The organism is Cellvibrionales bacterium, assembly GCA_016713115.1.
Taxonomy (GTDB): domain Bacteria; phylum Pseudomonadota; class Gammaproteobacteria; order Pseudomonadales; family UBA7239; genus UBA7239.
This window is the reverse complement of record JADJPU010000001.1, coordinates 929,958-944,053: the sequence shown is the minus strand read 5'-3', so window position 1 is coordinate 944,053 and position 14,096 is coordinate 929,958. Positions and strand designations below refer to the sequence as shown.

The 14,096-nt window shown below is 54.1% G+C and carries 10 protein-coding genes; 4 read left to right on the top strand and 6 right to left on the bottom strand.

Annotated features, from left to right (window positions below; translation table 11 throughout):
• Positions 1-24 precede the first annotated feature (24 nt).
• The 5 genes from ubiA to IPK30_04520 form a co-directional block, all read right to left on the bottom strand.
• Entirely contained in the window at positions 25-921 is an 897-nt protein-coding gene (gene ubiA / locus IPK30_04540) for a 4-hydroxybenzoate octaprenyltransferase (protein MBK8102554.1), read from the bottom strand.
• Positions 918-1,469, bottom strand: a complete 552-nt coding sequence (locus tag IPK30_04535) for a chorismate lyase (protein MBK8102553.1) — start codon at positions 1,467-1,469, stop codon at positions 918-920. Before IPK30_04535 ends, ubiA begins: the two co-directional genes overlap by 4 nt.
• Positions 1,469-2,146 carry a ribose-5-phosphate isomerase RpiA gene (rpiA, locus tag IPK30_04530; GenBank protein MBK8102552.1) on the bottom strand — a complete coding sequence of 226 codons (678 nt, stop codon included), beginning with the start codon at positions 2,144-2,146 and terminating at the stop codon, positions 1,469-1,471. Before rpiA ends, IPK30_04535 begins: the two co-directional genes overlap by 1 nt.
• A 38-nt stretch (positions 2,147-2,184) precedes the next feature.
• Complete coding sequence (locus IPK30_04525) at positions 2,185-3,264, bottom strand: hypothetical protein (protein ID MBK8102551.1); 1,080 nt, start codon at positions 3,262-3,264, stop codon at positions 2,185-2,187.
• A gap of 123 nt (positions 3,265-3,387) precedes the next feature.
• Complete coding sequence (locus IPK30_04520; protein ID MBK8102550.1) at positions 3,388-3,825, bottom strand: META domain-containing protein; 438 nt, start codon at positions 3,823-3,825, stop codon at positions 3,388-3,390.
• A gap of 141 nt (positions 3,826-3,966) precedes the next feature.
• On the opposite strand from IPK30_04520, the gene IPK30_04515 reads away from it, so the two are divergent.
• From IPK30_04515 to IPK30_04500, 4 genes are read left to right on the top strand one after another with little or no spacing between them, the layout of a single operon-like run.
• Positions 3,967-5,187, top strand: coding sequence for an MFS transporter (locus IPK30_04515; protein MBK8102549.1), 1,221 nt, complete (start codon positions 3,967-3,969; stop codon positions 5,185-5,187).
• Entirely contained in the window at positions 5,180-6,889 is a 1,710-nt protein-coding gene (locus IPK30_04510) for a hypothetical protein (GenBank protein MBK8102548.1), read from the top strand. Before IPK30_04515 ends, IPK30_04510 begins: the two co-directional genes overlap by 8 nt.
• Before the next feature lie 13 nt (positions 6,890-6,902).
• A complete protein-coding gene (locus IPK30_04505; GenBank protein MBK8102547.1) occupies positions 6,903-11,036 on the top strand; it encodes a hypothetical protein in 4,134 nt (1,377 codons plus the stop codon).
• 35 nt (positions 11,037-11,071) lie between these two features.
• Entirely contained in the window at positions 11,072-12,223 is a 1,152-nt protein-coding gene (locus tag IPK30_04500) for a patatin-like phospholipase family protein (GenBank protein MBK8102546.1), read from the top strand.
• Here the strand turns inward: IPK30_04500 and typA are convergent.
• A complete protein-coding gene (gene typA / locus IPK30_04495; protein MBK8102545.1) occupies positions 12,220-14,052 on the bottom strand; it encodes a translational GTPase TypA in 1,833 nt (610 codons plus the stop codon). The genes IPK30_04500 and typA overlap by 4 nt on opposite strands.
• Between the last annotated feature and the right edge of the window lie 44 nt (positions 14,053-14,096).

The following is a 14,096-nucleotide window of genomic DNA, read 5'->3' as shown; positions in this document are numbered from 1 at the left end:
TCCTCGATTGAAAAATAAAAAATACTAAGCTGCTTTTGGCAGCGCGTAACTGATGGCAATGCCGATAAAAACCACCATGCCTACCCAGTGGTTGTTCAAGAAAGCGCGAAAACACGCAACAGGTTGGCGCGTGCGAATTAAATATTGTTGCCACGCAAAAAAACTGGCGGCAATGGCAATCGAAATAAAATATGGCCAATGCAGTTGAAAGCGTTTCCCCATCAGCAATAGGCCCATCAGTACCAACACTTGCAATACGCCGGTGATGGCGCGGTCGGCATCGCCAAATAAAATTGCGGTGGAGCGAATGCCAATTTTCAAATCATCGGCGCGATCGACCATTGCATAAAAAGTGTCATATACCAGCGTCCACAACAGCGCCATGGCAAAAATTAACCAAGCCTGTGGCGCCAGCGCGTTTGTTTGCGCAGCCCACGCCATAGGAATAGACCAACCGAAGGCTGCGCCGAGTACGATTTGTGGCATGTGGGTGTAGCGTTTACAAAACGGATAAATCGCCGCGAGCGCGAGCGCGGCAAATGCGAGTTTGATGGTGAGTGCATTGGTGAGCAGCACCAGAAAAAAAGACAGCATGCATAACGCGGCACACAGCAGCAGCGCGTAACCGGGTTTGATGCGGCCGGCGGTGAGTGGGCGGTCGTGTGTGCGGCTGACATGCAGATCGTAATGGCGATCTGCGTAATCGTTAATCACACAACCAGCGGAGCGCATCAACACGCAACCGACAGAAAAAATAATGAGATTTTTCCACGAGGGAAAACCGCCAGCGGCGAGCCACAGCGTCCACAGCGTCGGCCACAGCAGCAACAAAATGCCGATAGGTTTATCCAAGCGCATGAGCTGCCACAGTTCATGCACCGTGGGTGGAATTTTTTTCTGGAGTGGGCGAAATGTTTTCATGGCGATGGCGTTGAATACGATGAGGACATAATGACATTGACCAGTGCAGGCAAGAAAGTTTCTGCCACTAATAAACCGTGCGCGCCGCAACGAAACACCGAGGAGCGCCCCCATAACTGTGCGGGCATATCGGCTACGGGCAAACTCGCAGGCAGAGAAGAACAGGGTAGCTGCTGCACGATAGGTTTTTCGCGCCGAATGCGCTGATTGCGAAACAGCAGCGCACCGAGTGGGCGATTGTCCCAGTGACGCAAAAAACGCAGTGAGCCATTCAAAGTGCGCAGCGGAAGAATGCTGCGAGCATACACCCACGGCGTGCTGTTGCCGTGCAGGATCACTTCGCGTATCAGTGCGACTTCGTGCAGCGGCAGGTTTAATAATTGCGCTTCTGCGCGGCGCGGTTTTTCCCAGCGCTGTTTCAGTACGGTGACAGAAAATTGATTATTGCTCAGCGTTTGCAAACGACGCGTGAGTGAGCTGCGATCGTGCAGCCACACCCGCAAAGCTCGCGGTGGTTTTTGCGAAATATGGCGGAAGGTATTTTGCATTATGCCGTGGCGCGCAGAGTTTCAACGCCGCTAGGTCGGCCGAGCAGCAAAACATCGGCGGGGCGCAGTGCAAATAAACCGTTGCACACCACGCCGGTAATATTGTTGATTTTTTCTTCCAACAAACGCGGTGAGGTGATGTGTAGATTGTGCACATCTAAAATCACGTTGCCATTATCGGTGATGACACCAGTGCGATACACGGGATCGCCGCCGAGTTTGACCAATTCACGCGCCACTAAACTACGCGCCATGGGGATGACTTCTACCGGCAGAGGAAAACTGCCCAGCGTACCGACCAATTTAGATTCATCGGCAATGCACACAAATTCTTTGGCGCAGGCGGCGACAATTTTTTCGCGTGTCAATGCCGCGCCGCCGCCTTTAATCAATTCCAGTTGCGCGTTGGCTTCGTCAGCGCCGTCGATATAAATATCAAACGAGCCGGTGTGGTTGAGGTCAAACACTTCGATGCCGTGTTTTTGTAAGCGTTGTGTGGACGCATCGGAGCTGGACACACAACCGGCAAAATCGCCCGCGTATTTCGCCAGCGCATCAATAAAATAATTGGCCGTGGATCCCGTGCCAATGCCAATTACCGAGTCGCGTGCAATGCGTGTCATCACATAATCGAGAGCGGCTTGGGCTACGGCTTGTTTGAGTTTGTCTTGGGTCATTTTTTCTGCCAAAAATAAGAAATTAAAAGGCAAGAGCGCTAGTTATAGCTGCCTTGTTGAGTGTTGTATACGGGGATGGTTTTGTAAATCTCGTCAAAAAAAGGAAACTGCCTTACTTCATATTCTTCAAATAAGCCGATTGTCGATGCGCCATTAAGAAAAATGAGCAGCACAAAAACAGGGTAAGGTGGCTGGATTTGTGGTGCTGGATAATGTCGCGCCACATTGCAGAGATTCAGAAAGCTGGTTGTTACCATCAATGCGTTCCAGCGGTGAGTATCCCAGGCAAGGATATGCATTGCCAATGGAGAGAATGACGCCAAACAAATCACCAGTGTTGATTGAAAACTGTGGTGAGGCCGTACAATTTTCCAGATGAGCATGTTTAACACTATGGCTGTTGGCAGTGTAACAGGGAGTGATTCGATGTTGGGCCATAAAGAAAATAAAGAGGGAGCCATAATTCCATAGTTATCACCGATGTGCCTTACCAATACAGAAAAACCATCAAGGCGTAGAGGAATGGAAGCAATTTTTTCTAAATGGCCTTGTAAGGCTAGGCGGCCTGATGAGTCGAGTAAGGCATAATTTGCCAATAGAAAAGCAATGCTGAAAGTTAGCAATGCGTATCCGCTTCCCAGTAGAAGCCTATCTTTTTTTGTTCGTCTTTCCTGAAAAAAAACAACATGCACAAACAGCAGCGGGAAAAAAATAATAAAAAAAGATTCGTGTATTAGCAGACAAATAATTGTTACAGGCAAGAAAAGCCATTGGCGATAAGGTGCGCGCAGCAACTGCGTTAGAAGAATAACGGCAAATACGCTGATGATGTCAAAGTAGCCGATGGTATGAGCAAGATAGGTGGGACTTAAGCTAGATGCAAAAAGTATGGATGCTGCTATTAGCCATGCGCTGTTGCGCTTGATTAATGTGTGCATGCAATACAATAGCGCAGAGATAGCAGCGATAAAAAAAGCCACATTGACGAAGGTAAACCACAGATGATTGTTGCTGTAGGTTGGATTCAGTGTATGAAAAATTTCTCCTATCAATCCACGCTTGATAAATCCAGCTTCGTAGTTGAATAAAAAGTGGGTGTATGCCCAGTTGCCAGGCATGCGAATGCCGCGTGCTACAGAAATGAGTAGAACAAGGACGCAAACCCAAAACCAAGTGCTGGTTTTGTAGGATGGTGCTGGTGCGTTAGTCATTTACAATGACATCCTTGGTGTGATTGCACTTCAACGCAGATATACCACGGAAAAGCGCGCAAAAACTTTGCCCTGTTTGTTAGAAAGCGTCAGCGTATCGTGAGTTGTAACCCAGTGTTGTTCGCCTTCCAGTGAGCGTAGAAACATTTGTTCTGTATCCATGCCTTCGGCACAAAACATCATGGTGGAAGCCATTTGCTTGAATTGCACGGTGTCAGCGTGCACGGTATAGCTGCCCATGATGCGATTACAGCCACCAGAACCGGCGACGCGTTGTTTGTCAGCGTGCAGAATTAAATGCGGTTCGGTTTGATTGTCGATAACGGCAACGGGCTTTCCGTGCAGCTCCACCAATTTCCAGTAATTGTTTTCCAGCGTGAGTTTGTCGTTGGCGGGTTGGGATTGGCAGCCCGTGATGCCGATGAATAAAGCGGCGAGCAGTAACAAAGGCAGTGTGGCAGTGCGCATGGATTTTCTCCGCGATGAGCAGGGTGCCATGGTAGCGGCTTGTGTAGATAATGGCTGCTGCTCTTTCTGACAGGTTTTTGCATGGATTCGCCTCCCCGCCTCACATTACGCCAAGCGTTTGCACAGCCCGCTGCTTTGGTGATGTTCTTTTTTGGTTTTGCCTCCGGCCTGCCGTTTTTGTTGGTGGGCAGCACGCTTTCCACCTGGCTGAAAGATAACGCGGTGTCACTGGAGCAGATTGGCTTGGTCAGCTTGGTGGGGTTGACCTACTCCTTCAAATTTTTGTGGTCGCCGGCGGTAGACAGTTTGCGTCTGCCTCTCTTAGAGCAACTCGGCCAGCGCCGCAGTTGGTTGCTGTTGGCGCAGGCGCTGCTGGCAGCAGCACTGTTGTGGATGGCATGGATTACTCCCAGCGGTTCTTTTGCGTGGTTTGTTGTGGCTGCGGCCTTGGTGGCTTTTGCCGGTGCCACACAGGATGTGGTGATCGACGCCTATCGCATCGAGATTGCACCCTTGGAGGCGCAGGGCGCGCTGGCTGCCACCGCGACGCTTGGCTATCGTATTGCACTGTTGGTATCGGGTGCGCTGGCTTTGCTGTTGGCGGATCACATCGCGTGGTCGCTGGTGTACAGCGCCATGGCCTGTGCGGTGCTGTTGGTGATGCTGGCCACCTTGGCGGCGCGCGAACCGGAAACGCTGACCGTGCGCTCGTCTTCTTGGCGCGCGGTACTCAGCGATGGTGTGATCGGCCCGTTTCGCGATTTTTTTCAACGCTACAGCGGCTGGCTGGGTGTGTTGCTGTTGCTGTTTATGGGGCTGTTCAAAATTCCCGATCAAATGATCGGTGTGATGGCGTTTCCGTTTTATCTCGACAGCGGTTTTAGCAAAACCGATATCGCCGCTGTTTCAAAATTGTACGGCGTGTGGGTGGGTATCGGCGGTGCATTTATTGGCGGCGCGGTAGTGGCGTGGATGGGCGTGCAGCGCAGTTTGTTGTTGGCAATGTTGCTCGGCGCTGTGAGCAATCTGCTGTACATTTTTTTGGCTATTTTCCCTGGCAATGTCGCGGTGTTTACTGCGGTCATCACCGGCGAGAATTTATCGGGCGGTTTTCTCGGCACGGTGGCGGTGGCGTGGTTGTCATCCTTGGTGAGTCGCGAGTACACCGCTACACAGTACGCATTGTTCAGTTCGCTGGTGGCGCTGCCAGGAAAATTGGTGGGCGGATTTTCTGGTTTCTTGGTGGGCAGTTTTGGCTACAAAGGTTTTTTTGTTTTTTCAACACTGAGCATCGTTCCGGCATTAGTTTTATTTTTCTGGGTGATGAAAAACATGAGAGACAAGTTATTCGATCATGGCTGAAGCAATGATGCGCGCTAATAGACTATTCGCACAGCAGGCATGGCTACGCGTGGCGTTGGACACGCCGTTTTGGTGGATGGCTTTTATAGCCTTGGCAACGCGCTCTTTGTATCAAACCGTAGCCGGTTGGCAGGAAGTGCTAGTGTATGTGCTAGGACATGCCATTTTTTACCGTGCGCTGTATTGGTTGATTGCCGAGCGCTTTTCACCGTGGAAAATAGCACTGCTATGGTTGGGCAGTCCGTTATTGCTTTTTTCTGCTACATGGCTGCGTCCAGTGTGGGCGCTGGTATTCACCGCAGTGTGGGGCGCTGCGTTGTGGTGGAGTATTCGTCAGTGCGCAGCGCCAGAAAAAAACGCATCAGAAAAAAATAACTCGGCAGGTCTTGCGGGTTATCTCGTTGTGTTGGCGTGGGTGAGCGTGTGCGGCGCAGGGGGTTATGGTTATCAATCGTCAGATTATGTAATGCATAACGGGCGTTTGTTGGATTTGATTCACTACACATGGCCTGTCAGCTATGCAAATGCCGATGGCAGTTTTCAACTGTTGGTGCAGTACGCCGGCTACTACTTGTGGCCCGCTTTGATAGGAAAAATAGCGGGAATATCGGCAGCCATGTTGGCGCAACATCTTTGGTTGTTGGCGGGATGCTGGCTGGCGCTGCGCATGATGGCGCTGTTGACGCGTGTGCGTTCGTGGGTAGCGGCAATTGGGGTGGTGTTTTTTGGCGGCTGGGATGTGGTAGTCGGCTTGCTGTTGCAGATCAGCCAATATCCATATGCGTGGGGTCAACTGGACGCGCCGATAACGCTGTTGTCTGTGCTGCTGACATGGTTAAGTGCGCCGCCAATGTTGGATTTTTGGCCGGCGACTGATTTAGTGCAAGGTATGTGGTTTGGTAACTTCACTTCACTAGCTTCTTCGCTGTTGTGGGCGCCGCATCAAACAGTGGCCGGTTGGTTGGTAGTAGGTTTGTTGTGCCAAGCAGCCTATCAACAAAAAGTTGTCACAATTTTATTTGCTTGCGCGCTGTTGGCGTATTACGCGCCGATGATTGCGCTCGGCTTGTTGCCACTGGTTTTGATTTTGTTAGCTTGGCAATTTTTCTATTGCGGCAGTAACAAAGATGGGTGGCTGACGGCATTGGTCGGTGTGAGTGTCCTGGGTGTGTTGGGTGTTTACTACGCGAGTGTTTCTGTTAGTGATCAGCCGTATGGTGTGTTGCCTTTTTTGAAAATCGACAAAGTGATTTTTTTGCTGTTTTTGTTGAAGAGCTGGTGTTTATACGCATTGGTGGTGGTGCTGTATCGGCGTTGGCTGGATAAGAGTCTGGTTGTGTTTGCCGTCGCGGTGTTTGTCTCTGCGGTGGTATTGTCTTGCGTGTACTACGGCGTGTATAACGACCTTATGGTGCGATCTTCATCTGCAATTTATTTTGGTGTATTGCTAGTGCTGCTGGCGATTCTGCGGGCGTTGTGGTCGGCTGGCGCGTATTGGCGGGCGGGCTTGTTGCTGTTGCTATTGTTGCCGAGTGCGTTTTCTGGTGTGTCGAATGTGTTGCTGGCAACGCTGCATGCGGATGTGAAAGTGGCTGGCAAAAGTATTCCTGGCTACATGGCGGGTTGGCAATTTATGGGGCGAAATGATTCGTGGTTTGTGCGTTATTTGTCAGCGGATTTTTATCCGTCAAAAAATGAATAAAAAGGAGAACACTATGCACGGCATTAAAAAACTCTGCTCATTATTTTTTTTGCTAACGGTTTTTTCAATGGTGTGCGGCAGTGTTCGCGCTGTGCCAGCTGCGGTGCCTGATGCTTTGGAGCCGTGGCGCGCTTGGGTGTTGGAGGCACACAAAGATCTCGCTTGCCCGCCGCAATACGCCGAACTCGGCGAGCGCTTTTGTCGCTGGCCAGGGCAGTTGCAGCTGCAGGTCGATGAGCGCGGTGCTTTGTTTACGCAGAGCTGGCAGCTCTATCGCGAGGGGTGGGTGACACTGCCTGGTGATGTTGAGCAGTGGCCGCAAGATGTTTTAGTGGATAAAAAACCGGCGCAGGTGGTGGAACACGACGGTGCACCCTCGGTGTTGTTACCAGCCGGTGAACATCAACTGCAAGGTGTAATGCGCTGGGATGCGCTGCCCACGCGTTTGGCTCTGCCGGCGGGTACCGGTCTGCTGGCGCTCACCGTGCAGGGCAAACCCGTAGCGCAGCCTTCCATCGACGCACAGGGTTATTTATTGTTTGGTGAAAATCGCGCGCCAGTGACGGTGGCGGATACCCTCGCCGTGCAAGTGTTTCGCCAAGTACAAGACGGTATTCCCTTGCAAATGGAAACGGTGTTGCGTCTGCGCGTAGCCGGTCGTGACCGTGAAGTGCTACTCGGTCAATTTTTGTTGGATGGTTTTGTGCCGCTGGCCTTGGATACTCCGCTGCCCGCGCGCATCGAAGCGGACGGCCGTTTGCGTGTGCAACTGCGCGCCGGTGAGTGGGAGCTGGTGCTGCGCGCGCGCGCAGAAGGCCAGCCCGCAAGTTTCAGCCCTAAAAAGCTGGACGACAGCTGGCCCGCTGAAGAAGTGTGGTCGTGGCAGGCGGATCGTCAGTTGCGCCAAGTGACCCCTGCAAGCACCACGGCACTGGATCCTTCGCAAACCGATATGCCGGCGGTATGGCGACAAGCGCCCGCGTGGTTGTTGACGGCGAACGACACACTGACTCTGACCGAAACCCAGCGTGGAGATGTAGCGCAGCTGGGTGATACCGCCAGTGATGCGCTGTCACTGCGGCGCGAGTTGTGGCTAGATTTTGACGGCAGCGGCATGACCAGTCGCGATGTGGTGTCGGGCAGCTTGCGACAGGCCAGTCGCTTTTCTGCCGCGCCCGCGCAAACCTTGGGGCGTGTAGAGGTAAACGGCGAGCCGCAGCTAGTGACGCGCTTGGACAGTCAACAAAACGAAGCCGGTGTGGAGTTGCGTGCCGGAGCTTTGAATCTGCTCAGTGTCAGCCGTTTGGCGCAGTTCACAGCTATTCCCATCACTGCTTGGCAGCGCGAGATGAACAGCGTATCCGCCAATTTGTACCTGCCCCCCGGCTGGCTGTTGCTGCACGCCGAGGGCGCCGACAGCGCCGCTGGCTCGTGGTTGGCGCGTTGGAATTTGTGGGCAATTTTTTTGGTGCTGATTGTGGCGGCAGCCAGTTGGCGGTTGCTCGGTGTCGGTGGTGGTGTGGTGGCTTTGTTGGCGCTGATGCTCACTTATCATGCAGGGCAGGCACCTGTGTTTCTGTGGTTGGCTGCTTTGATCGGCACGGGCTTGTTGCGCGCGCTGCCGGCGGGGCGCTTCCGGCAGGTGATCGCTGCAGTCAACAGCGTGGTGTTGCTGTTGCTGACCTTGCTGTTGCTGAACTTCGCCGTGGAGCAGGCGCGCAGCGCTATCTATCCGCAGTTGGAATTGGGGCGCGCCGCGACGATTCAGCAGGGTGGTGCACAGACACAGAGCGGTGTGATAGGTGCGGCGATGCAAGTGGCAGACGATATGGTGGGCGGTGCGCAAGTTGCCATGGAAGCCATACCTGCAGCGGCGCCGGCGGTTCGCAGAGCAGAGAGCGCCGATTATCCCAGCAAGATGAAGCGTGCGACCAAGCCAGCGCAGGAGCCTAGCAGCGGCTACGACCCCAGTGCGCAAGTGCAAACTGGCCCTGGCGAACCGGCGTGGCGCTGGCAGACGGTCAGCCTGTATTGGAGCGGTCCCGTGCTGCAAGATCAAACTGTGCGTTTGTACTTACTATCGCCAATACTTCATAAAATATGGCGTTTGGCTTCAGTGTTGTTAGCATTTGCCTTTGCGTTGTTGCTATTGCGCGCTGCGTGGCCGAACGCGGCTTGGCGCAAACTCGCGGCGAGCAAAGCGGTGGCACCGGTGCTGTTGCTGGCGGGTTTGTTGCTGCAAGGCCAGCCGGTGTGGGCGCAAGAGACCAATGCCGCTTTCCCTAGCAAAGCGATGTTGGATGAATTGGAGCAGCGCCTCACGCGCGCGCCTGATTGTGCGCCGCAGTGTGCGGCTCTGAATCGCGGGCAGGTGCAGATCAGTGGCAATGTCCTGCGTATCCAGTTGCAAATTGATGCACAAATTGAGGTCGCCGTGCCGCTGCCAGCGGCGGAGCAGTGGCAACCGCGCGCGGTGTTGGTGGACGGCATGCCCACACAGCGCCTGCGTCGCGATGAAAATGGGCATCTGTGGTTGGCTGTGACGGCGGGCAGCCACAGTGTGGTGCTGGAAGGCGAAGTGGCGGGCGATGCCCTGCAACTGCCTTTCTCTATGTCGGCACATAACATCAGCGCCAGTGCCGAGGGTTGGCAAATCTCCGGTTTGAGCGAGGGGCGCATCCCAGGCAATAGCTTGCAGTTGTCGCGCAATGCCCCAACAGAAAAAGCAGGCAACGAGAGTGCGCGCTTACTTCCAGATACGGCACCGCCTTTTGTGCGCGTCACGCGGCGCTTGATGTTGGGGTTGGATTGGCAGGTGCAAACCACGGTGGAGCGCATTGCACCCGCTGTGGGTGCAATCAATCTCGCCATTCCTTTGCTACTCAGCGAGGCCGTTCTCACGGACGGCGTGGTTGTGCGCGACGGTCTCGTGCAGGTGGTGATCGCGCCCGACGCCCAGACCTTCTCTTGGACGGCGACGCTCAAGCCAGCGGCAACTCTGAACTTGACGGCGGCGAAAGCGGTGTCGTGGATCGAGGTGTGGCAGTGGGATATCGCCCCGATCTGGCATGTGGCGTTCAGTGGTTTGAACCCTGTCAAACAAGAGAGCGCCAGTGCCGTTATGCCTGTGTGGCAACCGTGGCCGGGCGAAAGCTTGAGTGCCGAGATCAGCAGACCGCAGGGTGTGGCAGGCAGCACGCGCACAGTGGAGTCGGTGAATTTGGATTACCGCCCAGGTGCGCGTTCGGTGGATACGAGCCTAAGCCTGCAAGTGCGCAGCAGTCAGGGCGGCGAATTGCCGCTGAGCTTGCCCGTCGGTGCCAAATTGCAGCGGGTGGCGATAGACGGCGTGGAGCAGAGCAATCCGGCTCTGCCTGATGCACAACTGAAACTGCCCCTGCACCCAGGCAGTCAGCGGCTGGATGTGAGCTGGCGACAAGAAACGGACATGGGCTGGCGTATCACCACACCGCAACCGCAGCTCCACGAGCCGCTCAACAATATCCAGCTCAGTGTGCAGATGCCGGAGGGTCGCTGGTTGTTGGCGGTGGGCGGCCCATTGATGGGTCCCGCGCTGTTGTACTGGGGTGTGTTAACGGTGATGGTGTTGGTGGCGATAGTGCTCGGTCGCAGCGGCGTCACGCCCGTGGCTACTTGGCAGTGGGTGTTGTTGGGGTTGGGTATGAGTACGGTCAATGCCGTGGGCAGCGTGTTGGTGGTGGCGTGGTTTGTGGCTATGGCATACCGGCGCAAGGCAAACACCGCTGGCTGGAGCTGCGGTAATCTGCAACTGACGCAGGTGGTTTTGGTGATTCTGAGCGTGCTGGCACTGGGCAGTTTGGTAGGCACTATCCCCGCCAGCCTGCTGTCTTCGCCAGAGATGCAAGTTGTGGGCAATCAATCCACGATCAGTCAACTGTTGTGGTATCAAGATCGCGGCGCGGTACTGCCGCAGGCGTGGGTAGTCTCGGTGCCGATGTGGGTGTACCGCGCGGCCATGCTGTTGTGGTCGCTGTGGTTGGTGTTCTCTATGATGGCGTGGTGCCGCTGGGGTTGGCAGTGTTTTAGCAGCGGTGAGCTGTGGCGCAGTACATTGCCGCGCAACAACAAAGCAGCGGCAACAACCGTGAGTGAAACAAAATTGTGATTAAAACAGCCAACGCAGTTGTTGAACCCGTCAGCATGGAGGCCTGCAATATTCCTGCACAGGCAGCGTTGGTATTGTCGGGCGGTGGCGCGCGTGCGGCTTACCAAGTGGGTGTAATGAAAGCAATTGCCGAAATATTGCCGCCGGCTTGCGCGAACCCTTTTCCGATTATTTGCGGCACTTCTGCCGGCGCCATCAACGCGGCGATGTTGGCAACGCAAGCCGATCATTTTGCGCAAGGAATCAGCAAGCTAGAAAACATTTGGGGTAACTTGCACGCAGAAAAGGTGGTGCATATTGGCTATGGCGAATTACTGGGCAGCTCACTGAAATTGCTATTGTCCTTTTTTCGCAGTGGTATCACTTTCGGCAGGCCGCTGTCGCTGTTCGACAACATGCCGCTGTATCACTTGTTGCTAGAAAATATCGATCTGCAATTTCTGCCGGAATTAATTCAAAGCGGCTATTTGCGCGCCCTGTGTATCACCGCTATGGGTTATCACAGTGGTCAGAGCATCAGTTTTTTTCAAGGCAGCCAAGAGATTGAAAACTGGCATCGCATTCATCGCATTGGTTTGCGCGAAGATATTACACACAAACATTTAATGGCATCTTCCGCTCTGCCTGCATTATTCCCAGCCGTGCATATTCACCGCGAATTTTTTGGCGACGGCGCGATGCGTCAATCTTCTCCCATGAGCGCAGCATTGCATTTGGGTGCAGAAAAAATTCTGGTGATCGGTGTCAGTGGCAGAAGAAACCTTGGTCATCTGGAGATTAATCGCAATAACAAAGTGTTCTCCCCCTCCATTGCGCAAATTTTTGCACAGATGTTGAACAGTGCATTTGTTGATTCGATGGAAGAAGACATCAATATGATGAATCGTTTCAATGATTTTGTGCGCGATTTCAGTGAAGAAAAACAGCGCAATCTTCATGTGCGCGCAGTAGAGACCTTGGTGATTTCGCCTAGCGTGCACTTTGACGAAATTGCCGCCAAACACATTGGTAGTTTGCCAAAATCTTTGCGATTATTTCTCAAGACGATAGGTGCTACCCGGCCATCGGGCGGCGCCAGTATCGCCAGTTATCTGCTGTTTGAATCCTCTTATTGCGAGGAGCTGATGCACCATGGCTACAAGGACTGCATGGTGCAGGCGGAGAAGGTGAAAAACTTTCTCGCTTAGCTTTTCTTACTACCCGCGCGTTTTCTTTCGTTTTCTGTCAGCAATTTTTTGCGCAGACGAATAAAGTTTGGCGTCACTTCCACCAGCTCGTCGTCTTCGATAAATTCCAGCGCCTGTTCCAGCGAGTGACGAATCGGCGGTGTGAGAATCAGCGCTTCATCGGTGCCGGCGGCGCGAATATTGGTGAGCTGTTTTGCCTTCGTAGGATTGACGACGAGGTCGTTGTCGCGCGAATGCAGGCCGACAATTTGTCCTTCGTACACATCCACATTCGGGTCAATAAATAAGCGCCCGCGATCTTGCAAACTGAACAAACCGTAAGCGAGAGTTTTGCCTGGCGTCATCGACACCAACACGCCGTTGACGCGTCCGCCCAAGTCGCCCGCTTTGGCGGGGCCGTAGTGATCGAACACTGAAGTCATGATGCCGGAGCCGGAAGTCATGGTGAGGAAGCTGTTGCGGAAACCGATCAAGCCGCGCGAGGGTGCGAGGTATTCCAAACGCACGCGACCTTTGCCGTCGATTTCCATGTTTTTTAATTCGGCTTTGCGGCGACCCATCTCTTCCATGATCGGTCCTTGATGCTGTTCTTCCACATCAATCACCACCACTTCAAACGGCTCGTGTGTTTCGCCGTTCACTTCTTTGGTCACGACTTCGGGGCGCGACACCCCGAGTTCAAAACCTTCGCGGCGCATGCTTTCAATCAACACCGAAAGATGCAATTCACCGCGACCGGACACAATAAATTTGTCGGGGCTGTCGCCTTCCGCCACGCGCAGCGCCACATTGTGCAACAGCTCGCGCTCTAAACGCTCTTTGATGTTGCGGCTGGTGACAAACTTGCCGTCTTTACCGGCGAAGGGCGAGTTGTTGACTTGGAAAGTCATGCTCACCGTGGGCTCATCCACCACCAACGGCGGCAGCGCTTCCACGGCATCCACTTGGCAGATGGTGTCGGAAATATTCAGTTGGTCGAGGCCAGTGATGCACACCAAATCGCCCGCGGTGGCTTCTTCCACTTCCACGCGCTCCAAGCCCAAATGCCCCATCACTTGCAGCAATTTGCCTTGGCGCACTTTGCCGTCGATGTTGATGATTTTGACTTGCGAGCCGGGCTTGATTTTGCCGCGCTTGATGCGTCCGATGCCGATAACGCCTACATAAGAGTTGTAATCCAGCGCCGAGATTTGCATTTGGAAAGCGCCGTCGAGATCCACGTCCGGTTGCGGCACGCGATCCACAATCATCTGGAACAGCGGGGTCATGTCGTCGGCCAGCGCGTCCACTTCCAAGCCGGCCACGCCGTTCAGGGCGGAGGCGTAGATCACAGGGAAGTCGAGCTGCTCGTCGGTCGCGCCCAATTTGTCAAACAATTCAAACACTTGATCCATTACCCAGTGTGGGCGCGCGCCAGGGCGATCCACTTTGTTAATCACCACGATGGGCTTCAGGCCGTGTTCAAAGGCTTTCTTGGTCACGAAGCGCGTCTGCGGCATGGGGCCGTCGAAGGCATCGACCAAGAGCAGCACAGAATCCACCATCGACAACACGCGCTCCACTTCGCCGCCGAAATCGGCGTGCCCAGGGGTGTCCACGATATTGATGCGGTAGCCGTTCCAATCCACGCCAGTGTTTTTGGCGAGGATGGTGATGCCGCGCTCCTTCTCCTGATCGTTGCTGTCCATCACGCGCTCCGCCTCTTGGCTGCGGCGGTCGAGCGTGCCAGATTGTTTCAGCAACTTATCCACCAGCGTGGTTTTGCCGTGGTCAACGTGGGCAATGATGGCGACGTTGCGCAGCTTTTCGATCGGGTGTGCGGTGGACATGCGGGTACCGGTGGAGTGGGCAAAAGGGGGCGCATTATACGGGG